16 protein-coding genes are annotated in these 22703 nt (G+C 71.8%); 6 read left to right on the forward strand and 10 right to left on the reverse strand.

Annotation, left to right across the window (positions count from 1 at the left end; all coding sequences use genetic code 11):
• Positions 1–114: 114 nt before the first annotated feature.
• A complete protein-coding gene (locus Raf01_RS47090) occupies positions 115–2706 on the reverse strand; it encodes a fibronectin type III domain-containing protein (RefSeq protein WP_203924706.1) in 2592 nt (863 codons plus the stop codon).
• A gap of 207 nt (positions 2707–2913) precedes the next feature.
• Here Raf01_RS47090 and Raf01_RS47095 point away from each other — a divergent pair, with 207 nt between their 5' ends.
• Positions 2914–4152, forward strand: a complete 1239-nt coding sequence (locus Raf01_RS47095) for a type VII secretion protein EccE (RefSeq protein WP_203924707.1) — start codon at positions 2914–2916, stop codon at positions 4150–4152.
• Positions 4149–5627, forward strand: coding sequence for a hypothetical protein (locus Raf01_RS47100; RefSeq protein ID WP_203924708.1), 1479 nt, complete (start codon positions 4149–4151; stop codon positions 5625–5627). The genes Raf01_RS47095 and Raf01_RS47100 overlap by 4 nt, the downstream gene beginning before the upstream one ends.
• Before the next feature lie 62 nt (positions 5628–5689).
• Here the strand turns inward: Raf01_RS47100 and eccCa are convergent, their stop codons facing one another.
• Positions 5690–9655, reverse strand: a complete 3966-nt coding sequence (eccCa, locus tag Raf01_RS47105) for a type VII secretion protein EccCa (protein ID WP_203924709.1) — start codon at positions 9653–9655, stop codon at positions 5690–5692.
• A 375-nt stretch (positions 9656–10030) separates the two neighbouring features.
• Here eccCa and eccD point away from each other — a divergent pair, with 375 nt between their 5' ends.
• The 4 genes from eccD (at position 10031) to Raf01_RS47125 (ending at position 13657) form a co-directional block, all read left to right on the forward strand.
• A complete protein-coding gene (eccD, locus tag Raf01_RS47110) occupies positions 10031–11437 on the forward strand; it encodes a type VII secretion integral membrane protein EccD (RefSeq protein ID WP_203924710.1) in 1407 nt (468 codons plus the stop codon).
• Between the two features lie 18 nt (positions 11438–11455).
• The gene (eccB, locus tag Raf01_RS47115) at positions 11456–12862 is read left to right on the forward strand and encodes a type VII secretion protein EccB (protein ID WP_203924711.1); all 1407 of its coding nucleotides are present in this window, start codon (positions 11456–11458) and stop codon (positions 12860–12862) included.
• A 152-nt stretch (positions 12863–13014) separates the two neighbouring features.
• Positions 13015–13362 carry a WXG100 family type VII secretion target gene (locus Raf01_RS47120; protein WP_275413216.1) on the forward strand — a complete coding sequence of 116 codons (348 nt, stop codon included), beginning with the start codon at positions 13015–13017 and terminating at the stop codon, positions 13360–13362.
• A gap of 7 nt (positions 13363–13369) precedes the next feature.
• Positions 13370–13657, forward strand: a complete 288-nt coding sequence (locus Raf01_RS47125) for a WXG100 family type VII secretion target (RefSeq protein ID WP_203924713.1) — start codon at positions 13370–13372, stop codon at positions 13655–13657.
• A gap of 134 nt (positions 13658–13791) precedes the next feature.
• Here Raf01_RS47125 and Raf01_RS47130 read toward each other — a convergent pair whose 3' ends face one another.
• From Raf01_RS47130 to Raf01_RS47165, 8 genes are all read right to left on the reverse strand, one after another.
• Positions 13792–15120, reverse strand: a complete 1329-nt coding sequence (locus Raf01_RS47130; protein ID WP_203924714.1) for a S8 family serine peptidase — start codon at positions 15118–15120, stop codon at positions 13792–13794.
• A gap of 35 nt (positions 15121–15155) precedes the next feature.
• Positions 15156–15635: a hypothetical protein gene (locus Raf01_RS47135; protein ID WP_203924715.1), complete on the reverse strand. Its 480-nt coding sequence runs from the start codon at positions 15633–15635 to the stop codon at positions 15156–15158.
• Complete coding sequence (locus Raf01_RS47140; RefSeq protein ID WP_203924716.1) at positions 15628–15918, reverse strand: hypothetical protein; 291 nt, start codon at positions 15916–15918, stop codon at positions 15628–15630. Before Raf01_RS47140 ends, Raf01_RS47135 begins: the two co-directional genes overlap by 8 nt.
• Before the next feature lie 121 nt (positions 15919–16039).
• Positions 16040–16198 carry a hypothetical protein gene (locus Raf01_RS47145; protein ID WP_203924717.1) on the reverse strand — a complete coding sequence of 53 codons (159 nt, stop codon included), beginning with the start codon at positions 16196–16198 and terminating at the stop codon, positions 16040–16042.
• 78 nt (positions 16199–16276) lie between these two features.
• The gene (locus tag Raf01_RS47150; RefSeq protein WP_203924718.1) at positions 16277–16834 is read right to left on the reverse strand and encodes a hypothetical protein; all 558 of its coding nucleotides are present in this window, start codon (positions 16832–16834) and stop codon (positions 16277–16279) included.
• A 31-nt stretch (positions 16835–16865) separates the two neighbouring features.
• Positions 16866–18119 carry a hypothetical protein gene (locus Raf01_RS47155; RefSeq protein WP_203924719.1) on the reverse strand — a complete coding sequence of 418 codons (1254 nt, stop codon included), beginning with the start codon at positions 18117–18119 and terminating at the stop codon, positions 16866–16868.
• A complete protein-coding gene (locus tag Raf01_RS47160; RefSeq protein WP_203924720.1) occupies positions 18085–18945 on the reverse strand; it encodes a hypothetical protein in 861 nt (286 codons plus the stop codon). Before Raf01_RS47160 ends, Raf01_RS47155 begins: the two co-directional genes overlap by 35 nt.
• Before the next feature lie 37 nt (positions 18946–18982).
• A partial coding sequence (locus Raf01_RS47165; RefSeq protein WP_203924721.1) for a glycosyltransferase family 4 protein occupies positions 18983–22703 on the reverse strand: 3721 nt, incomplete at its 5' end.

Here is a 22703-nt window from a genome sequence, read left to right on the forward strand (position 1 = left end):
CCACCGGCGCCTTGCCGAGCACCACGGAGCTGACGCCCGCCGCGATGCGCTCGAACGCGGTAGCGAACGAGCGCACCTCGGCGGGGCTGAGCGGGCGGAGAGGTTGCGCCATGACTAGCAGCTGGGCAGCGTATCTAGGCTGACGCCGAAGTTGAGCCAGACGTACGGGATGTACACCGCGCTCGTGGAAATCTTGATCCACACACTGCTTGTCTTGTTGTTGTTGTAGACGCCGGCGTGGAGCGTGGTGCCGCCACCCGGTTCCTGCGTGTTGGTACCACCGGGGGTCTGGCAGTACGCCGGGTAGGTCTTGCCGTTCATCGCGTTGGGAGGGATCGTGTTCGACTCCACCTGCGCCGGGTGGTTGTAGATGCCGATGCCGCCGTTGCAGTAGCTGTCGCCGGGCTGCTTGATGCAGGTCACCGTGCCGGTCACCTTCGTGGGCGTCGCTGTGTTCGAGGCGACGGCGCTGCCGACCTCGTTCGTCACCGTCACCTTCACCGTGTACTTCCCGCCCGGTGCCACGCCGGTGAGCTTGAAGCTGGTGCAGGACCCGCTCGCCTTGCCGTCGGGTAGCCCACTGGAGGTAGCGGTCGCGGTGCACTTCGCCGTGCCGCCGCCAGCGTTGACCGAGAACGGAATCGTGATGGTGTTGTAACTCACGGACGGGCTGCCGAGCGTGATCGTCGGCTTCCCGATCGCCGCCGCGCTGACCGCCTTGGACTTCGGGCTGGTACCGGCGGCGTTGGTGGCCGCGACCGTGATGCTGACCGCCTTGCCCCCGGTCAGGCCGGTGAGCGTGGCGCTGGTCGCGCTGCCGTCAACGGTCTTGGTCGTGCCGTTGTACGACACCACGTAGCCGGTGATCGCCCGCCCGTTCGACTCCGACGCGCTCCAGGACACGTTCACCGCACCGGCGGCGGTCGTGCTGGATTTCGCGGTCACACCGGTCGGCGTGGACGGCAGCGTGTACGGCACCACCGAACCGGACAGCGGCGACGCCTTGGAACCCGCGCCGATGTCGTTGACCGTGACCACGGAGAACGCGTACTGCGTGCCGTAGGTCAGCGTTCCGGCCGGCACCGTGAAGCTGGTCTTCGAGCCGTTCACCTGCCAGGTCTGCGCCGGACCGTCCGGCCCGTTCGCCGTGAGCTGGTAGTTGGCCACCTTGTGGCCGAGCCCGTTGCCGGCCGCCCAGCTGACCGAGACCGTGCCGTCCTTCTGCTCGTGCGCGGTCACGCTGGCCGGCGGATCCGGCACCTCGGACGTGGGCACGACCGGGTTGGAGTCGCGCTTGGGCCCCTCGCCCTTGGCGTTCACGGCGTACACCGAGAACGTGTAGGTCTTGCCGTTGGTCAGGCCGGTGATGTCCAGCGCGCGCTGGCCGGCGCCCGCGGTGAACTCGCGGCCGTCGCCGTTGACCACGTACTTCTGGATCGCGGAGCCGTTCGACGGCGCCGAACCCCAGGTCAGGTGCACGGTGGCGTTGCCGGCCGAGGCGACCACGCTGCGCGGCGCGCCGGGAGGCCCGGCCTGCGGCTTCTGCGGCGGCGGCTGAACCGGCGGCGGCGGTGGCGGGTCACCACCGGGTACGTCGTTCGGGTACTTGTTGACCGTCGACACCTTGTGCGCCTTGTTGACCACCCGGGCCGTGGTGCCGTCGACCGAGTTGATGTAGAGGTAGTCGTCGCGTACCTGCAGTTCCAGCTGGCCGGAGCCGCGGGGGAACTGGATCTGGTCGACCATCGTGCCGGACTGGTTCAGCACGTACACCGCGCCGGCCGCGTCGTCGGCGACGTAGTACCAGCCGGCCCACGCGACCGCCGGGCTCAGGCTGTTGCCGTTGCCGGGCACCTTGTACTGCGAGACCGACGGGTGCGAGACCGCGTCGACCTGGCGCCGGTCCGGCATCGTCACCGGGACGTCGGTGCCGCTGGTGCGCGGCGGCAGCAGGCCCTGGTCGGCGTCGGACAGCGGGGTCTTCGTGATCTGGCTGCCCAGCACCGTCACCAGCTGGTCGGCGGTCTGGTCGAGAACCGCCACGCCCTTGTCGAGGACCGACAGGTTCAGGTCATGGCTCGGTTCCGCGACGGTCTGGCTCTCCACGGCGGGGCTCTTACCGGTCTCCGCGGCCGGGGTCACCGACACCACGGTGCCCTCGCTGGGCAGTGCGAGCCACAGCTTGCCGTCGGTGTCGAAGTCGCCACCGCGCATGCCGGGCGAGAAGTTGACCACCGAGCCGATCGGCTTGAGCGTCAGCGGATCGACCTGCCGGATCTGACCGTGCACCTCGTCGAGGAGGTACGCGGAGTTGCCGTGCATCGCGATCCGGATCCCCTGGCCCGGGGGAGTGTTCAGGCTGGCCGCGATCTGCAGGGTAGCCAGATCCAGCGAGCTGACCACGCCGGTGTCCAGGTCGCGCACGATGAGGTTCCGGTCGGTCTGGGTCACCTCGACCCGGTGGCCGGCGGTGCCCTTGACCTTCACCCGGGTGTCGACCCGTGCGGTGTTGCCGTTGACCCGGCCCAGCTCGCCCTTCGCCTTGCTGAACAGCCAGGCGGTCGGGTCGTAGACGGCCACCGCGCGGTCGAACGCGCCGAGGCCGAAGAGCGTGAGGCAGGCCGCCGCGAGAACGACGACGACAGTACCGACAGTTATGTAAGGTCCTACTCTGCGCGATCGTCCACTGTGCTCAGTCGCGGTCATAACCGGTCCTTAGCGATTGTGTTCCTCCCGTGAAATCCGACCCATCATAGAGGGTCGGTCACACCCGGCAATTCCCGCTGCGTGGGTGGGCGGCCGGGGACGGTGCCGCTCCCTATGATGAGTCGGGCGGCATCATGACTCGCGCGGCGCGATGGGCCGGGCGGCGGATGCCGCGGACGCAGGAACCTCCGGAGGGTGCGAAGCGGTATGACGGGATCGCCGGTACACATCCGGGCCACGGCCCGGGTCGGCGCGGACGCGCCGAAGCGCACCGGGCCGGCCACCCTGCTCCCCCGCCGGCGGCCCGGCCACCTCGGTTCGCTCCACGTCGTGCAGCTCCTGCTCGCCGAGGCGGCGATCGTCGCGATCCTGGTCGCGTTCGGTCGCAACCTGGTCGTCCTCGTCGTGGCCGTGGCGCTGGGCCTGCTCGTCCTCGTCGTGTCGCTCGGCCGGCAACAGGGCCGGTGGTGGCTGGAACGCCGCGTGATGACCTGGCAATTCCAGCGGCGGCGCCGGTCCCGGCCGCCGTCGCTGCCCGAGGACGCCCGGCTGTCCGCGCTCCAGTGGCTCGCGCCCGGCCTGGTCGTCGACGACCTCGCCGCACCCGACGGGTCACAGATCGGTGTCGGTCGCGACGACGCCGGATGGTTCGCGGTAGCCACGCTGTCCTCCAGCGCGCCGATGCGCGACGACGCCCGCCCGCCCCTGCCGCTGGACACTCTGGTCTCCGCGCTGGCCGAGGCCGACCAGCCCGGCGCCGTGGTGCAGGTGGTCACGCACAGCATCCCGGCCCCGGCACACCAGGACACCTCCGGTCAGTCATACCGTGAGTTGTTGCACCGTTACGGTCCGGTCGGGGTACCGGTCGACCGGGTCACCTGGTTCGCGGTCCGGCTGGACGCCCAGGCGCTCGCCGAACTCGGCGCGGACCTGCCCGAGCAGACCGCACAGGCGCCCACCGTCGTCGCCGCGCTGCTCCGCCGGCTGGTCAAGGCATTGCGCCGGGAGGGCATCGCGGCGCAGCCGCTCGACCGCGAGGGCCTGCTCGACGCGCTCGCCCGCTCCTGCGACCTGGCGCCGCCGGACGGTTCGACGCCGGTACGGCCGCGGGAAGACTGGAACGTCTGGTATTCGGGCCGGCTCGCCCACCGCTCCTACTGGATCCGGGACTGGCCGTCGGTCGCGCAGGCCACCGCCCTGCTCGACTGGCTGTCCACCGCGCCAGCGGCGCTGACCAGCGTGGCCCTCGTCCTCGCGCCACAGGGCGGCGACGACGTCGACATCCGGTGCCTGACTCGGGTGGCGGCCGTTCCGGAGCAGCTGGCGTCGGTCTGCCAGGCAGTCGTCCGGGGCGCCAAGCTGGCGCACGCGGGCCTGTTCGAGCTGGGTGGCGAGCAGGGCCCGGCCGCCTATGCGACAGCACCGACCGGAGGGGGCCCGCGATGACGCGACCGGACTACGACGGGACCCGGTACGGCGGCCAGGGCGGCGTGATCGGCGCCCAGCAGTACGGCAACCGGCAAGCCGCCAACCAGCAGCAGCCGAACCAGCAGCAGGCCGGTGGCCAGCAACCCGGCGACCAGCAGCAGTACGGCGGCCAGCAGTACGCCGCCCAGACCGCTCCGCCGGGCGCGCAGGCGGCCCAGCAGTACGCCGCGCAGGCCACGCCGCCGGGCGCGCACGCCGGCCCGGATCCTCAGCAGGCTCCCGGGCAGCGGCAGGCACCGGCCGGGCATCCCGGCTACAACTCGTACCTGCCGCCCGGCACCTACCGCGCGGCCGCCGCGGCACCGCTCATCGCACCCGGCGCCCAGCAGCCCGCCGCACAGCCGCCGATGGGACAGGCCCCGATGGGACAGGCCGCGGTGGCCCAGCCGCCGATGGCCGCACCCCCGGTCGCACAGCCGGTCGCACCGCCGCCCGTGCTCGGCGGACCGGCCCTGGCGCAGCAGCCCCCGGCCATCGCCACCTCGACCGGTGTCGCCACCGCCGGTGTTCCCGCCACTCCCGCCGGTGTGGCCGCCCCGTCGGCCGGGCTGGCAAACGAACCCGCCGGGCTGGTCAACCCGGTCAGTCGGGCCGCCCAGCGTGCCGCGGCGACCACGACCTCGACCGCACTGGCCACCGGCGCCGCCGCGAGCCGCTCCGCCGCGACGGCAGCCGCCTCCACGCCGGACATCCCGCACCACGGCACCGTCTACGGCGGGCGCCGGCCTGCCGACGGCGGCGAGCCGGTGTTCTCAGGCACGCAGCCGAGGCTGCACATCGGCTGGCACTCCGCCTCGCTCAGCGCCCTGGAGATGATCGGCGTCTCCTCCCCCGGCACCGGGCTGATCCTCGGCGCGGACGTCGACCAGCGACCGGTACCGGTGCGCTTCTTCAGGCCCGAGCCGACCCGGATAACCCTGGTCGGTGGCGTCTGGGCGGCTCAGATGGTGGCGTTCCGGGCGCTCGCGTTCGGTGCCAACGCGGTCGTACTGACCGGCGATCCGGCCGCCTGGCACGGCTTCGGCGAGCACGCCACCGGCCGGTCCGACCGGGTCGCGGTGCTGCACGGGGAGCGTCCGGTGAACACCCAGGGCAGCCCTCAGCAGCCCGTGCTCGTCATCCACGACCTGGGCGTGGTCGGCCCGACGACGGCCGTCGACCTCGGCCCGTGGCAGACCCAGCTGACCGTCCTGCGCCAGCTTGACGAGCGGGGCGTACCGGCGCTGCAGGAGGGTCAGCTGGTGATGATGCAACGGCTGGCGTTCGGCGAGGCGACGCTGGCCGCCACCGCCCTGCGGCTGACCGGTGAGAGCGCTCAGCTGCTCCAGCAGATGGAGGACGAGATGCTGGCGCTGATCGGCGGCGGGGCCGACCGGTACGTGTGGATCAGCCCGACCAGCGTGGAGCGGCGGCAGGGCCCGGCCCGGCGCTGAGTCCGCCTGCCCGACGCTGAGTCCGCCCGGGCCGCGCTGAGCCCACCCGGCCGCGGCCGGCGCTACTGCGCCGGTGGCGACCAGGCCAGCTGGACCAGGCGGGCACCCTCGCGACGGGTGATCATCCAGGCGCGACCCGGAGGCAGGAACTGCGGCTTGATGTTGCCGAACAGCGGACCCTCCTCCTTCGGCCCGGACATCATGATGCCCGGCGACGCCAGCTCACGGATCCGCCCGACGATCGGATCGAACAGCGCCCGGCTGGCGCCGCCGATCCGCCGGGTGATGATGAGGTGCAGGCCGATGTCGCGCGCCTGGGCCAGGTATTCCAGCAGCGGCGAGAGCGGGTTGCCGGTCGAACCGGCCACCAGGTCGTAGTCGTCGATCAGCAGGTACAGCTCGGGGCCGCGCCACCAACTGCGGTTGCGCAACTGGTCCGGGGTGATGTCCGGGCCGGGCAGCCGTTCCTTCATCACCTCGACCACCTGCTGGATCAGGTCGTTGGTCACCTGAACCGAGGTGCCGTAGCCGATGAGGTGGTCGGTGGTGACACACCCGAGCAGGCTGCGTCGGTAGTCGACCAGGATGACCCGGGCCTGGCTCGGGTCGTAGCTCTCGGTGATGCCCCGGGCCAGACTGCGCAGGAACGAGCTCTTGCCACACTCGATGTCGCCGAACAGCAGCACGTGCGGCTCGGCGTCGAAGTCCAGGTGTACGGGCTGGAGGTCGGCCTCCGCCACACCGACCGGCAACCGGCCACCACTGCCCGGTACCGGCCTCGGTAGCGCCTCGTACGGCAGTTCGTCGGGCAGCAGCCGCACCCGCGGGGCGGGCGGCCCGGTCCAGTCGTTGCGGGCCACCTTGACCAGCTCGGCGACGGCGTCGGCGAGATCCTCGACGCGCTGCGCGCCGTCCATTCGCGGTAGGCCGGTCAGGAAGTGCAGCCCGTCCGGCGTCAGGCCGTGCCCGGGCAGGCGCTCCGGCACGTTGACCGCGGCCCGGCGGTTGATGACCGAGTCGCTCGGTTCGCCCAGCCGCAGCTCGATCTTCGCGCCGAACGCGTCGCGGTGCGCCGGCCGGACGTCCATCCAGCGGCTGCCGCTGGCCAACAGGTGCACGCCGAAGCCGAGCCCGCGGTTGGCCAGCTCGGCGACGACCGGTTCGAGGTCCTCGAAGTCGGAGCGCAGCGTCGACCAGCCGTCGACCACCAGGAACACGTCGCCGAATGGGTCGTCGCGCAGCTGGCCCGCGCGCTTGGCCCGGCGGTACGTCGCGATGCCGTCGACCCCGGCGGTGGCGAACCGGTGCTCCCGATCCTGCACGAGCACCTGCAGCTCGGCGATCGTGCGGCGCACCCGGTTGATGTCCCGGCGGGTGGCCACGCTGCCGACGTGTGGCAGGTCGCGCAGCGTGGTCAGCGCGCCGCCGCCGAAGTCCAGGCAGTAGAACTGCGCCTCGGCGGGGGTGTGGGTCAGCGCCACGCTGGCGATGAGCGTACGCAGGAACGTGCTCTTCCCGCTCTGCGGGCCGCCGATGACGATCAGGTTGCCGGCGGCACCGGACAGGTCCAGCCACATCGGGTCGCGGCGCTGCTCGAACGGCTTGTCGACGATGCCGACCACGCCGTGCACGGCGCCGTGCAGGGCCGGGTCGCCCACGTTCAGGCCGCGCTGCGCGGTGTGCACGATCGGCGGAAGCAGTTGGTCGAGCGTCGCCGGGTCGGCCAGCGGCGGCAGCCACACCTGGTGGGCCGGCATGCCGCGGCCCTCCATGCGGCCGACCAGCACGTCGAGCAGGGTGTCCCCGCCGACCGGCTCGTCCGCCTCCTCCGGCAGCTCGACGTGCTGCTGCTCGGGCGTGGACGACGCCGCGTAGTGCGTGGTGTAGGGCCGGACGATGTCGGACGGCTGCCCGTCCAGCGGCTGCCGGCCGCCGTCGCGGTGGTACATGCCGGACACGTACGCGGCCCGGAACCGGATCAGCCCCTCGGTGCCGGCCTTGATATACCCGTGCCCCGGCGAGCGCGGCAACTCGTACGCGTCCGGTACGCCGAGCACCGCGCGGCTGTCCATGGACGAGAACGTCCGCAGGCCGATCCGGTAGGACAGGTGCGTCTCCAGGCCACGCAGCCGGCCCTCCTCCAGCCGCTGCGAGGCGAGCAGCAGGTGCACGCCCAGCGACCGGCCGACGCGGCCGATCTGCACGAACATCTCGATGAAGTCGGGGCGGGCGGTCAGCAGCTCGCTGAACTCGTCGACGATGATGAGCAGGCTGGGCAGCGGGGCCAGCGGGATGCCGGCCGCCCGGGCGCGCTCATAGTCGCGCTGCGACGCGTAGTTCCCGGCGTGCCGCAGCAGTTCCTGGCGGCGCATCAGCTCACCCTGGATCGCGCCGAGCATGCGGTCGACGAGCGACAGCTCCTCTTCCAAGTTGGTGATGACCGCGCTGGTGTGCGGCAGCCGGTCGAGCTTGGTGAAGGTGGCGCCGCCCTTGAAGTCGACCAGGACGAAGTTGAGGATCTCCGAGTTGTGGGTGACCGCGAGCGCGAGTACCAGGGTGCGCAGCAGCTCACTCTTGCCGGAACCGGTCGCGCCGACCAGCAGGCCGTGCGGGCCCATGCCCTCCTGCGCCGACTCCTTGAGGTCCAACTCGATGGGCCGGCCGTCCAGGCTCACCCCGATGGGTACCCGCAACCGGTCCCGGTTGGGTCGGCTCGCCCAGCCGCGGGCCACGTCGAAGTCGTACGGGTCGCCGAGGTCCAGCAGTTCGGCCAGGCCCAGGTCGACCGTGACGGACTGGTCGGCGTACGACGTGGCGGACAGCCGCAGCGGTGCCAGCTCGCGGACCAGCGCCTCGGACTCGTTGTGCGCCATGGTGTCGGCCTTGCCGACCTCGGTCGAGCCGTCCATCGTGGTGCCGGTGACGGTGCCGTCGGCCGCGACGTCGAGCACCACCGCGGACTCGTCGAGCAACCGGGGCGGCGGGTTGGACAGGTCGATGAGGGTGACGCCCTCCACACCGCCGTCGGTCATCAGGTGGTCGGAGCCGGCCGTGGCACCGCCGTCGATGACGACCACGACGTGCGGACCGCCGGAGGAGCCGGGCATCGACGGGTTGAATCGCGGCCGGTTGGCCAGCACGTCGTCCAGCATCGCCTCGAGCGCGGTGATCGCCGGGGCGAACAGCCGGACCGGCCCGACCGCGTCGGTCTTCGCCGGGTGCAGCGCGTGCGGCAGCCACTTCGCCCACTCCCAGCCCGGCCGCTGGATGTCCGACACGCACAGCCCGACCAGCAGGTCATCGGGGGCGTGGAAGGTGGACAGCTGGGCCACCACCGCTCGGACCAGGCCGCGTACCGCCTGGTCGGGCCCGCGCAGGTATACGTGGGAGAAGTCGCGCAGCGCGATCGCCACCGGCAGGTCGGGCACGACCGAGTAGGTGGACACGAACCGGCGCAGCGCGACCGCGCACAGCGGTTCGAGTTCGTCGACCGGCCGGGTCTGTGGCGGGATCAGCGGAGTCGCGATCTCCTGCGGTCCGATGCCGATGCGCACCACCCCGAAGTCCGGGTCGGCGCGGCGGCGCTCCCAGAGCCGGGCGCTGGCCGTGGTCGACCACAGCGCCTCCGGGTCGGGGTGACGGTAGTGCACGGCCTCGCGCTGCTGGCGGATCGTCGCGCGGACCTGCGCGCGCAGTTGGCTGAGCCGGCGCATGTACTGCCGGCGCGCGTCAATCATGTCGCGCTTGGCCTGGCCGCCCACCTGGCCGGCGATCTGAGCGGCGATCATGCCGAGCGTGGAGACGCCATACATGCCACCGGCCACGTACGCCAGCGGCCCACCGCGCTGCACACCCATCATCAGGCCCATCGCGGCGGCACCGGCCGCCATGGGCATGATGGTCATCATCCGGCTCCAGCCCTTGCCGGTGGCCGTGGGAATCTCGGGTGGCGGGTCGAGAACGACCTCTCCACTCGGAATCGGCGGCGCGAGTCGACGCGGTGGTCGCCTGACGATCACCAGTCCCACGCGGCCTCCCCTCCCAGACCCGGGCCATCCTAGTGCTACCGATACTCCGGCCGCTTGACCGGCCCGCCCACAAACCAGGCGGGCCTGGCGGCCCAGTGCTACCGATACTCCTGCCGCTTGACCGGCCCGCCCACAGACCAGGCGGGCCTGGCGGCCCAGTGCTACCGATACTCCCGCCGCTTGACCGGCCCGACCCCTCGGGCACCCGGACGGGAAGAGCGCGGACCGCCGCACCCGCGGCCGCATGCTAGGTTGACCCCCGGTACGGGGCCGATGTGCGCTCTCGTGCCCCGAATCGCCCGGCCCTGCGGCCGTCGGCGGCGCGCAGACGAGGCGCCGCGGTCAAGCGGCCGAACTCCGCGGGAGGTGAGCAGTGTGACGGCCCCGGTTGGGCTCGGTCTGGCCCGGGTAACCGTGGCCACGCCGAAGCGGCGGGTCGATGTCGCGTTGCCCGAGAACGCACTCGTCGCCGAACTGCTTCCACATCTGCTGCGCCACGCCGGCGACGACCTCGCCGACGACGGCGAGCGGCACGGCGGCTGGACCCTGCGGCGGGCCACCGGCGCCGAGCTGGATCCGGTGCGCAGCCTCGCGGTGCAGGGTGTCCGCGATGGCGAACTGCTCAACCTGGTGCCCCGCCGGATGGACTGGCCCGAGCTGGCCTACGACGACATCGTCGAGGTCATCGCGAGCGGCGCCCGGCGTTCCGGCCGGTCCTGGGGCAGCGCCGCGACCCGGCGCTGCGGCCTCGCGGTGGCCGCCGTGGTGCTCGTGCTCGGCCTGTCCGAGGTGTTGCTGTCCGGACCGTCCTGGGCGCTGCCGGCAGGCTGCGCGTTGGCCGTGGCCGCCGTACTCGCCCTCATCGGCATCGTGCTGTCCCGGGCCATCTCCGACGCCGTCGCGGGTGGCGTGGTCGCCGGTGCCGCCCTGCCGTACGCGTTCGTCGGCGGGCTGTTGCTGACCGCCCCGGGCGACCTCGCGCTGACCCGACTCGGCGCGCCCCAGCTGCTGCTCGGCTCCGCCGCGCTCACCGTGTTCGGCGTGCTGGGATACGCCGGAGCGGCCGCGACGCTGCGGGTGTTCATCGCCGGCATCGGCACCGGCCTGGCCGGGATGCTGGCCGCGCTGCTCTGCTTCGCCGGGATGTCACCGGCCGGAGCGGCGGCGGTCACCATCACCGTCGTACTCGGCATGCTGCCTGGATATCCGCTGATCGCCGGCTGGCTGGGCAAGCTGCCGGTACCGGCGCTGCCGGACCGGCCCGAGGACATCCTGGAGGACCGGCCGACCCCACGGCGCGAGGGCGTGTTCGCCGCCGTGGCGCGGGCGACCGAGCTGCTGTCCGGGATGCTGCTGGTCGCCGCGGTGGTCAGCGTGTGCTGCGCGGCCGTGCTGGTGCTCGGCGGCAGCGTCGTGGACCAGCTGCTGATCGTCACGGCGGCCGGCGCACTGCTGCTGCGCGGCCGGCTGTTCCCCACCCCGCAGCAGCGGATCCCGCTGATGTGCAGCGGCATCCTCCTGCTGACCCTGACCATGCTGAGGCTCAGCCTGCACACCTCGAACACCGGGGTACGGCTGTTGCTGCTCGCGGTCATCGCCGCGGTCGCCGGGCTGGTGCTGGCTGCCGGCATGGTCTACAGCAGGCGGTCTCCGTCGCCGTACATCGGGCGGATCGCCGACATCGTGGACGTCCTGGCCATCATGGCGCTGGTGCCGCTGGCCTGCGCGGTCGCCGGGGTGTTCCACACCATCCAGGGACTGTTCGCCTCGGTCGGCGGGTGAGGTCGGGCCGGTAGAGAGATGGCGTCGCGTCGAGATCAGCTGCAGTCCTATCAGTTCCTGACCCAACGGGTCATCTCCGCGTTCGTGATGCGGGAGACCGACCCGGCGCAGTCGCCGCTCCGGCGCGGCATCGGCGCGGTCTTCGCCGGTCTGATGATCGCGGTGATGGTCGGCGCCGGATTCGGCGTCTACGGACTGCTCACCAAGATCGGCAGCAACAACTGGAAGACCAACGGCGCCATCGTCGTCGAGAAGGAGACCGGCGCCACCTACGTCTACAACGGCGGCCAGCTCCACCCGATGCTGAACTTCACGTCGGCCCTGCTGGACACGATGACCAACCGCGGCAACGTGTTCCGGGAGTCGTCGGCCGCGCTGGTCGGGGTTCCGCGCGGCGTGATGCTCGGCATCCCGGACGCGCCCGACTCGCTGCCCGACGCCGGCCACACGGTTCGCGCCCCGTGGACCCTGTGCACCGCCGCGAACCCGGCGGCCCAGGGCGCCACCACCACGACGCTCGCGCTGTCCGTGGCGCCGGCCGGGGCACGGCCGCTGGGAGACCAGAGCCTGCTGGTACGCGACCCGGACACCCGGTCGACATACCTGATCTGGCACGGCAACCGGTACCAGATCGACAGCGACGTGCTACCCGCCCTGTTCGGCATCGTCACCCCGATCACCGGTGGCACAGCGTGGCTCAACGGGTTGCCCCGGGGCACCGACATCGACCCGATCGGCATCGCGCACACCGGCTCCCCCTCCTCGGCGGCGGCCGGGCATCACATCGGCGACCTGCTGGTCACTCAGGTCGGCACCGGCGGAGTGCAGTACTGGCTGGTCTTCGACGACGGGCTGGCACCGATCACCGAACTGCAGAAGGACATCGTGGTCGGCCAGGGCGGCGCGCAGCCGCAGCAGATCAGCGTCAGCGACTCCACCAAGCTGCCGCGCAGCACCCACCTGCGCCCGGACAGCGACGCCGTGGCGCCGCCGACCCGGCCGCCGACGCTGGCCACGCTGACCAATCCGACCGACCAGATCTGCGCCGAGTTCGGCAACGCGAAGCAGCCGCCCGCCGTGTCGGTCGGCGGCACGCTTCCGGTCAGCGGCACCGGCACGCCCACCGGCTCGCGGACGGCCAGCGGCACGGTCCTCGCCGACCGGGTCATCGTGCCGGCCGGTCACGTCGAGGTGGTCGCGGTGATGGCGTCCTCGACGACCGCGGCCGGCGGCTACTACGTCGTCACGGATCTGGGCATCCGATACGCGGTGTCGTCCGACGCGGTACTCAAAGTGCTCGGGTACCAGGCGACCAACGGGGTGGCCATGCCAAATTCGTTGGTACGCCTCATTCCGCTCGGCCCGGCGCTCGATCCGGCGGCCGCTCAGGCCCCCGTTCCCAACCACAACACGGACGGTTCGTGACGGGGCCTGGGTGGTTTGTCGTGCCGTGCGTTGATAGCCTCACGTGGCTGTCTCTGCACCACTGTTCCGCCCGGCGCGCACCATCACCGGGCTTGTCGGGGGAAAAAGCCACCCGCTAACGGGGGCACCGGAAGAAGTGAGGTGAACGCAATTTGCCTGGCAAGACACGAGTAACGCCAGAGATGCTGAACAACGCGGCCCAGGTCGCGACACAGGCCGGTGAGGACATCGCGCTCAACCTGACCCGCCTGCTCAACGAAATCGAGTCGCAGGCGCCTGCGTTCAAGGGCAGTGCCGGCACCAGCTTCCAGAACGTCTCCAGCGAGCTGGGGCAGGAGCTGAAGAGGATCCTTGAGGCGTTGAACGAGATGGCGGACAACGTCAACCAGTCGAACCAGGTGTTCGGCTCGACCGACGCCGACGCCGCAAACGAGATCACCAAGGTGGCCAGCACGTACCTTCCCGGTGCCGGCAACGTGGCATCGGCTCTTCGGGGGTGATCGACAAATGAGCGACATGATTTACGACTTCAGCGGTATCGACACCATCTCCGGTACGATCGCCGCGTTCGTCAGCCACATGAACGACCAGCTCGACCAGGTCGACCGCACGTTCAAGAACCTGCTGGCCCAGGGCTGGGAGGGTCAGGGTGCGTCCGCGTTCAGCGGGTGCAGCGCCAAGTGGCACTCCAGCGCCGGCCAGATGGCTCAGACGCTGCAGCAGCTGAGCGCGAAGGTCGGCAAGGCAGGGGCCGACATGGCGCAGGCCGACGCGGCGGCTGCCGCTCGTTTCTGAGCCGAGACTGCCTCGACGGCGGGCATCGGGTCCTCGCGGACCCGGTGCCCGCTTCGCTGTGTTCGGAGCGTGCCGTTCGGGGCGTGCCGGAGCGTGAAGGCTCAGCGGCCGATCGGCTGCTGGAGCGTGAAGGCTCAGCGGCCGATCGGCTGCTCGCCCGGCGCGGGCTCCTCGAACAGCAGAGCCGGTGGCGGAGGCTCGTCCGACTCCATCCGGGTGGGCAGCGGTGCCGCGTACGCCGGACGCCAGGCGCGTCGCCGGGCCCGGGGAAGACCGACCGCGGTCACCGTCACGACCAGCAGCAGGCCGAGTCCGATCGCGGTGAGCAGGATCGCCAGCCGCCGGCCATGGTTCCAGGCCGCCTGCCGGGCCAGTTGCGCCTTGCTCGGCCCGGCCGGAGTGAACGCCGACATCGGTACCGGGGCGCGGCTGACCATGTCGTCGGAGACCGCACCGTACGGGTTGACGATGCCGTGCCCGTACTGTGGACCGTTCTGTCCCCCGGCCGCCGGTGTCGCCGTACCCAGCATCCGCGCACTGATCTGCGCCGCCGTCAGCTTCGGCCAGCGAGCCCGGGTCACCGCGGCGGCGCCGCTGACGAACCCGGCCGCGAGCGCGGTGCTGCCGTCGTTGTTCACCACACCGCTCCCGCGCTGCAGGACCGGTACGGCGGCCCCCGGTGCGACCAGGTCGACGTAGTCGCCGTGCTCCGAGTTCTCCCACCGCACGCCGCCCGGGCCGATCGCGCCCACCCCGATGACGCCCGGATCGTTCGCCGGGTACGGCGTCGGGTTGCCGCCGTTCGCGTCGCCCGCGTCTCCGACCGCGGCGACGACCGTGATGCCGGCCGCGACCGCGTTCGCGACGGCGGCGCGCACGCTCGGGTCGTTGACGCCCATCGCCACCGAGATGTCCAGCACGTCGACGTGCTGGCTCACCGCCCAGTTGATGCCCCGCGCCAGAACCGTGGGCGTGATCGGGGTCGTCGCGTCCTGCCCCGGTTCGCCGGTCACCCGCACCGGCACGATGGTCACGCCCGGCGCCACCCCGTAGATCCCGGACGTGCCGGAGCGTTGCGCCGCGATCGCGCCGGCCGCCTGGGTGCCGGTCCCGGCGCAGTCGGTGTTCGCCGCGCCGCTGCCCCTGACCGCGTCGAACCCGGCGGACACGTGACCGTGCAACTGCGGCTGGTTGGCATCGACGCCGGAGTCCAGCAGAGCGACTGTCTGGCCGGTGCCGTCGGTGAACGCCCAGGCCCGCTCCGCGGCGAGCAACTGCTGTGCCCACAGCACCGGAGCGACCGACGGCTGGATCGTGCTGCAGTTGTCATCCGCCGCTAGGGCCGACCCGGCCGGTGCGGCCAACGACAGCGGTACGGCGCACGTGGCCGCGAGCAGAACTCCACATGCCCGCCGGCCATTGCGCACCCAACCGGACGGCTCCCCGCCGTTGCGACGCGCCACGGTCCTCCTCCAAGCGATCGACAACCGCGGCGCGGTCAGTCTTCCAGCACGATGACGAGCATGCCCGAGTCGGTCGCCACGACCACCGGTACCTCACCCCGGTCGTCGACGATCTCGTATACCTCACGCAACGCGTCCACCCGCACGCTCAGCTCGGTCAGGCGCTCGCGCTGCTCATCGGTCAACCCCGGCGGCGGTGCCGGTACCCGCAGGATCGCCAGAGCCGCGGCGCTCGCCCGCGCGTCGGCCGGCCTGATCTCCCGCGCCGCGACGAGCCGTCCGGCGAGCGGGCGCACGATTTCTTCGATGACGGACGGGTCGGCGGCGACCGAGTCCAGCTCGGCGAGGCCGCTCGCGGTCACCTCGGCCCGGTCCTGCTCCAAGACGCCGGGCAGCGACTGCCCGATCTGCCCGGCCCCGGACAGCGGCCAGTCCACCATGGCGCTCAGGCGGTACAGGTCACCGGCTCGCGCCGCGTCGACCGCGGCCCTGAGCACGTCGGCACTGTCAGGCATCTCGGTCTCCCTCGCGGTCGCCGGTGTCGTCGGGCGGCGGGGACACCCGCCGGCCGGTCACCGGGTCGAGGCCCATGATTTCCCGTGCCCGCATCATGAACTCGGCCTCGGCGTCCGCCGATGGGTCGACGTCCACGTGATGCACGCTGTAGTCGGAGTCGGGGTCGGGATGCTCTTCCGGTCGGAAGCGGCCGTCGTCGGCGTGCCGCTTGGCCCACTCGTCGTGCCAGCGCGCCAGCTCCATCATCTTCCGGAGCCGGGGCGACTCCGCCTCGGCGGCCATCGAACCTCCCCCATCCGCGCACACGGCGCCCGCTTCGATCGGTCTGCACCGGCCCCTCACCATAGCTCAGGCGGTATCCCGTCGCGCGCCACGGCCGGGGAACGTCAACCACCCGGGCCCGTCAGTATTCCAGGGACAACCACGCCTTGAACCGGTACGCGTCCGGGTTGATGCTGACCCTGCCGGTCGGGTCGCCGACCGCCCAGTTGCTGGTGAAGCCGAGGTGGTGCCTGGGGTCGCCGACGGGATCGTAGGCGCCCGGCACGAGCGCTTCGGACATGGCTGCCCGGTGCACCTGGTCGCGGTCGAGGCCCAGCCGCTCGACGACCTCCGCCTCCGGCCGGCCACGCTCGCTCGCTCATGCCTGCCCCAGCCTCGCCAGCTCGCCCCGGTACGCCTCGCGTACCGCGTCGATCGCGGAGCGCCGGAACCGGAACGGTTCACGCCGATATTCCTCGCGACCGCGATCGCTCCAGATGGCGGACTCCGGTACCCCGTCGGCTCCTGGCGGAACGAACTTCGCCGCCTCGTCCATCGCGGCCACCGCGAAGGTCAGGTCCGCCCGCGCCCGGGGCAGCTCCCCGGGCGCCAGCTGCCGAGGGTCGGCGGCGTGCAGCCCGGCATAGCGTTCGGCCACCCACATCCACTGCCCCGCGTCGATCAGCTCCGACGGGTGCTCCCCCCCGAACCACACCTGGTCCCGCGACACTCTCGGCTCGGGTTCGGCCGGCAGCCGGAACAGGAACTCCCGGGCCTGACCACAATCCGGACAAGCCGTCGCGTACCGGCACAGCATCTCGTCACCAGCGGACAGCAGCATGCTGTCCGCCGGAAACCGGGCCTGGCCACAGGAGCACGGGTTGAGGGTCATGTACAGCTGGGCTTCTTCGCTGCTGCGGGCGAGCGGAATGGCCATCGGACCAGCCTAGCGTCGATAACGGCGCCGGTCAGACCGCGATGGCCCGCAGCCGCAGGCGCGACTGCACCAGCTGCGCCAGCGGCCAGGCGCTGATCCGGATCGTGCCGATCCACTGGCCGGGTCGCAGGCGCGCGGCCAGTTCGTCGAGCAGTTCGGCGGTCACCAGCGCGACCGCGTCAGGCAGAGCCATCCAGCCCGCCTTGGGCGTCGATTCGGGTAGCGGACGGCCGGGACCCGGTCGCCAGGGCGGGGTCAACCGACCCAGTTCCCGCTTCATCTCGGCTGCCGCCTCGGCCAGGCTGACCGGCCGCCCGGCCGGAGCGTCGAATCGGAAGCCGGTCACCAGGTGCAGTTGGGGCCGGATGCTCTCGCGCCGCTCGCGCCACTGTGGTCCGGCCGGTGTCCGCAGTCCGTTGCGCAGGTCGGCGGCGACGACGGCGGTGGCGTGGCGGACCGAGTAGTCGCCCGCGGCGACCAGCTGCTCCGGGGTCGGCAGGGAGGCCGCCGCGCGGTGTGCCACGTCGGCGAGGTCGCGTACGGCGGCCGGCAGGACGAGCCCGGCGGCCAGGGGTTGCGGGGGCCGCAGCGTCGGGCGGGGTCCCGCCCCGGGCACAGACCCGGGTAGCCCCGGCCCGGCGAGCGCGGCGGCGCCGAGCGCCGAGCGCAGCTGGTCGGCCAGTCCCTGCGCGACCGCGGCCAAGTCGGCTCCGCCGTCACCGACCATGCCGATCGGCCGACCCGGGCTCACCCGCGCGACCAGCTCGTTGAGCAGTTCGGTGATGAGGAGGTGGGTCAGCCCTGGGACGGCGATGACGGTGCGGTCCGGATCGTCGCCCGCGTCGAGGTCGCTCTCATCGAGGTCGCTCAGATTCAGTGGACGCGATGCCAGACGATCCATCCAGTCGCGGACCGCGTCGGCGATCGCGATCGGGCGGCCGGTCGGGTCGAGCCGCGAGGCCAGCTGCCAGGCCGGGTCGGAGGCGGTACCCGGCTGGTCCGACCGGCCGGTGGCCAACAGGTTTTCCAGGTCGCGCCAGTACTGCCGGCGCTCCGGCGGCCAGTCGTCGGTCGGGGACCACCCCTCGGTGGTCAGCATCTGGGCCGCGACCGAGTACAGTCGCTCGTACTGCTCGATCTCCACGAGCCGCCGCAGCTGCCCCTCGACGTCCGAGTCACCGGCCCGCCCGCGGGCTCGCAGCGCCGCGGCCGAATTGCGCCAGAAGTCGTCGGCATCGGCTCCGGCCACGTCAGCCCGCCGACCCGAGTCGGTGCCTGCCGTCACCGGCCGCATTCTCGCCGGTGCCTGTGCCGCCCGCCTCGCCCGTGGCTCCGGTGGTGGGTGTGGCATCCGCCCGGGACGTCGCCGAGCCCGCCGCGCCACCGGTATCGCCCGCCATCCCGGCCGCCGGCGCGAGCAGAGCGGTCAGGGCACGCTTGTTGCGCGGCGACAGCGCCGCGTCGTCAAGGTGCGGGAGGAACCAACCGGCGAATTCCGGCCCGGTGGCCGGGAAGTGGAACCGGTCTGCCAGCGGGCTGAGGTCGCTGTGCAGCTCACCCAGGTCGACCAGGTCCAGCCGGACGGCGTCGGAGATGATCCCGCGCAATTCGAGGTGGTCCGTGTGGTCCTGGACCAGGTCCAGGATGGTCCGGTGGGCGATGGTCACCGGCAGTCCCTGGTGGACGGTCACCTCGTCCGGCCGCGGCGTGCCGGCCACGACCCGGATTCCGCGCGGGGCGGTCAGCGGCTCCGGCGCGATGAACGTGGCACGGCCGGGGCTCGGGGCGCCGAGCCCCCAGGCGCGGGCGGCCGACTCATGCGAGATGACCGCGTCGGCGGTGAGGTCGCCGCCCGCTCCGGCCCGCTCCCAGACGTAGGTGGCGGGGCGCAACGCCAGCCAGGCCGCGTACGGGAACGCATAGCGGGGCTCGGTCGGGCTGTTGTAGATCTCGAAGACGCCCCAGTCCAGCTCGGTCAGTCCCCCGCGCCGGATCAGCTCCTCCCGATCAGCCGGGTCCACCCCGAGCCGATCGAGCTGTGCCGCCGTCACCAGCCCGCGCTGCCTGCCGGCCACCGACGAAATCGCGCGGAAAGCCTGCTCAGCCGTCATCTCTCACCTCGCGGTCCACGGTCGCACATCACCACCATCATGGCGATGCCTCCCCGGCCGACGGGGGCTGGGGTGCCCGCGTGTCAGAGATTGTCGAGGCGGTGGCGGAACTGTCCGAAGCCGTTCCGGCACTGCCCGCCCCGCTCTGCGCCGCCTCCGCGGCCTGAGCCGTCGCCTCCACGTCGGCCATCGTCAGGCCGGAGCGCGGCATGACCGATCCATTCGGGCCCTGGACGGTGACGTTGCCGGCGCCCGGAGTCGCCTCGAGCATGGCGTCAGCCAGCGCCCGGGCGGCGTGCTGCCGGGTGTACTGCTCGAAGACCGCCTTGAGCTGGGTCGCCGCCGCGCGCCGCTCGTCGTAGTGATCGTGCAGATCCTGGAGCGCCCTGGACCACGCCGCGGCTCGCCGTTCCGGATGATCGAGCAGTCCCGCGTCGCGTACCACGCTGGGCGCCGCGATGTGGGCCGGGAAGCGACTGTCATCCAGCAGTGCCTGGCCCAGGCCACTCTCTTCATTCACCAACGTCGGCAGCCCGTGCGCGATCGGTTCGGCTCCGGCCAGGCCGTACCCCTCGATCTTGGACGGCATGACGGCGGCGTGCGCCCAGCGGTAGTCGTCGAGCAGCTCCATGCGATCCGTGGTGTAGCCACGCAGGTCGATGACCCCGCTGCCGAGCCGGCTGTCGGCCAGCAGCTGCTGCCGCTCCAGCTCCGCGTCGTCCATGCCGCGGACTCTCAGGTGCACCGGTACGTCGTGATCGTGCAGGTCGGCCACGGCGTTGAACAGATCGTCGTACCCCTTGATCGCGTCACCGGCACGGCCAACGAACAGCAAGTTCAAGGTGTCCCCGGACGGGGGCTCGCCCAGCTCGCCGAGGACCTCGACCCCGGGTATCAACTCGTGGAAGCTCGGTGGCCGGACCGAGCCCACGGCAAGCCGCATGGCATGGTCAGTCAGCAGCGGCCCCACCCCGACGGTCAGGTCCGAGTTGCGGATCACGACGGCCTCGAACTTGGCGGCCGTAAGCCCGCGCTCTGGGTTGCCCTGCACCTCGGCGTAGCGCTCCATCGGCATGTGCAGCACGTCGACCAGGGCGGCAGACGGGTACCTGCGGTTCCGGATCTCCATGGCCGCGCTGCTCGAGAACCCGGAATGTCCGATCACGACGTCGTACGAGTCGCTGTTCACCGGCGGCAGCTCGGGAACCGGCTCGTCCTTCCGCGCGAGATCCAGCATCTGAACCCGCGGCGTCCGGCCCGGGTCGGCCGGCACCGTGATGATCCTTGCGTCGCCGTGGGGTTCGGTCTCACCGATCGTGAGGAGCGTGACCTCGGTGTTGTCCAGACCGGCCAGGGCCTTGGTGATTTCGCCGCTGGCGACGGGCAGACCGCCCAGTCCGGCCGACCGGCCGCTCGCGTGAGCGACCACGAGTATCCGCTGGCGGGCGGCCGGTGCGGATCCGTCGCCAACGGCGTGCTCCGCTCCGACCCATTCGCGCCGCTCCGGGTCCCAGGTGCCGGTCGCGGGGTTCACCCGGTCCAGCAAGGGGTTGAGGAACGCGCGAGCGGCCGGTACCGCCTCGCGAAGGGCCTCGAACGGCAGGCCCGGCGTGCCGGACGCGTACTTCTCGAAGCCCTCGTGCCACTCCGGGTTGGGTACGTAGAACTTGCTCGGCACCCGCAGCGGCTCGCCCTGTTCGATCCGCCAGGAGAACTCCTCGTGCAGCATTTTCTGAACCGTCGGAGCGTCGAAAGACCCACGCGTGGCGATCATCAGAGTGTCGACCATGTCCTGAACCCGGTACGGCAGGTCTCCGGTCTGGCAGGACCACAGGCCCTGCGACCGGGGCAGGCAGTCCCCACACTTCGTCTGCTCGGTCTTGACGCCCTGGGTGAACATTCCGGAGACCTTGTGCGCCAAGGTGTCGGTCAGCGAGATCACCCGAAGTTGAGGGCTCTCGTCCGGGTGCCCGGTGCTGAGAATGTGTTCCGGGAAATCGATCATCTCGGGCGGTTCCCACATCGGCCGGGTCCGCGGGGGGGCCAGGTCGACGCTGACCTCACCGACGACCCGCCCGTCGAGCAGCGCCGTGTGCTTGAGGCGCGCGCCCAGGCCGTGCTGGAGGTCGCCGTCGTAGGTCAGCTCGAAGGTCAGGTGATCGCCCAGATCCAGATTCAGCGCTTCGGTGTAGCGCGCCACCATCTCCTCCCGCGTGGGAGGAGCCATGATTCGCTCGTCGGGGTCGAGGTGGTTCGGGTCCCTGCCGACCAGGTCGATGTCGCTGGTCGCCCGGCCGTCGGCCCAGCGGGCCAGCAAGGTTTGGCCACCCTTGATCATCCAGGCGTCGGGGTGGCTGGTGAATATCCGGGCCATCACCCGCTGGAGCACGAACTGCTGGCGTTCCGCCTCGACGGTCGTACCCCGCCGGTCGGCGAACTCCCGCGCCCGTTCGTTCAGGTGCTGCTGGAGCTCCGATTCGGGCGTGCGCTCCTCCGGCAGGAACGCGTCGCTGTCGTGGTCAACCGGAGCGTCCGGCTGCTCGGGCGTGACGTCTGTCTCATCGTGAGCATTCCGTCGCCCGTCCCCGTCCGCCGTCGTGCCCTCTTGGGCGTCGGCGACCGCGTCGAGCCGGGCCTGATCGGCTTCGGCTGCGGCGCGGACCTCGGCCAGGATCCGTCGCTCGTCCGGCGACATGGCCTCTTCGGAGCGGCCGGCCTCATCGAGAATCCGCTCGACGTACGGGCGCCGTGCCGGGTCGACGTGGTCCAGCACGAGTTGGCGGCGCTCGTGCGCCCCCGGGGTTCCATCGCGCAGCCCGAGGTGGTCGGTCAGCGCCATGCCCGACCGCAGCGTACGGTCGGCGAACGCCTCCTGCTCCGGCGTACGGTCCCCTGCCTCGGGCAGCCGCTCCAGGTCCTCGCCCAGTACGCGCAGTTCCTGAACGCGGCCGGCGTCGTGCGGGCTGAGCCGGGTCTCCGGCTCGAACTCTCCCGGCCGCAGCGCGTCCGGCGGGTTGTCCGGCTCACCGGCCAGGTACCGCTCGCGGTCCTCGACAATCTCGCCGATCTCGTGAGCCAGGGCCCGCTTGACGTGCTCGACCGGCAACTCGTCGGACAACTGGATGACATGCTCATTGTCATCGTGGTTGAGTGTGGACTCCGCGGCACCGTCGAAGTCGTGTGGCCGCAACTCCACCCGCACCGTGAACGAGCCGCCGTCGGGCAGGCCGACCTCGAACACGTCGGGGCCGTGCTCGGACAGCGTGAGCCCACCGTGTCCGGTGACGGCCTCGGCCATCGCGTCGGGTACGGCGTCCATCAGGTCCTGCTGGTGCTCTTCGGTGGGCTGCTCACCGAGCCCGTTGAACTCGTCGCCCGGCACCGACGAGGCGTGGATGACGTTGTACGGGTCGGCCATGGTCTCACCCGGTTGCCGGTCTGCCTGCTCCCGGTCGCCCGGCATGCTCAGATCGCCGGCCCGATGCCTGCCGGACGCGCCGGATGCGGACCCGGCGCTCTGCTCCGGCGCCGCGACCGGATAGGTCCCCGACAGCAACTGCTCGATGCGGCTGCGCGTCGGCGGCTCCGGGACGTGCGGCCCGGTCCCACCCTGGAGCAGGTCCGCCAGCCGATTGGGCCGTTCCGGATCAGCGGGCCACTGCGGCGCCTCCGACTCGGAAGCCGGCGACTGCGGCGCCTCAGGCTCGGAAGCCGGCCGCTGCGGATCTGGCAGCCCGACCCGGTCGGCCGACTCCGGT

This window comes from Rugosimonospora africana, assembly GCF_016862975.1.
GTDB lineage: Bacteria > Actinomycetota > Actinomycetes > Mycobacteriales > Micromonosporaceae > Rugosimonospora > Rugosimonospora africana.

What these genes read in the sequence shown, in the direction of transcription:
- Raf01_RS47135 (WP_203924715.1), bottom strand. Translation starts at nt 15,635, where the DNA reads ATGCCTGACAGTGCCGACGTGCTCAGGGCCGCGGTCGACGCGGCGCGA.
- Raf01_RS47160 (WP_203924720.1), bottom strand. Translation starts at nt 18,945, where the DNA reads ATGACGGCTGAGCAGGCTTTCCGCGCGATTTCGTCGGTGGCCGGCAGG.
- Raf01_RS47090 (WP_203924706.1), bottom strand. Translation starts at nt 2,706, where the DNA reads ATGACCGCGACTGAGCACAGTGGACGATCGCGCAGAGTAGGACCTTAC.
- Raf01_RS47150 (WP_203924718.1), bottom strand. Translation starts at nt 16,834, where the DNA reads ATGGCCATTCCGCTCGCCCGCAGCAGCGAAGAAGCCCAGCTGTACATG.
- eccB (WP_203924711.1), top strand. Translation starts at nt 11,456, where the DNA reads ATGGCGTCGCGTCGAGATCAGCTGCAGTCCTATCAGTTCCTGACCCAA.
- Raf01_RS47125 (WP_203924713.1), top strand. Translation starts at nt 13,370, where the DNA reads ATGAGCGACATGATTTACGACTTCAGCGGTATCGACACCATCTCCGGT.
- Raf01_RS47095 (WP_203924707.1), top strand. Translation starts at nt 2,914, where the DNA reads ATGACGGGATCGCCGGTACACATCCGGGCCACGGCCCGGGTCGGCGCG.
- Raf01_RS47100 (WP_203924708.1), top strand. Translation starts at nt 4,149, where the DNA reads ATGACGCGACCGGACTACGACGGGACCCGGTACGGCGGCCAGGGCGGC.
- Raf01_RS47140 (WP_203924716.1), bottom strand. Translation starts at nt 15,918, where the DNA reads ATGGCCGCCGAGGCGGAGTCGCCCCGGCTCCGGAAGATGATGGAGCTG.
- Raf01_RS47145 (WP_203924717.1), bottom strand. Translation starts at nt 16,198, where the DNA reads ATGTCCGAAGCGCTCGTGCCGGGCGCCTACGATCCCGTCGGCGACCCC.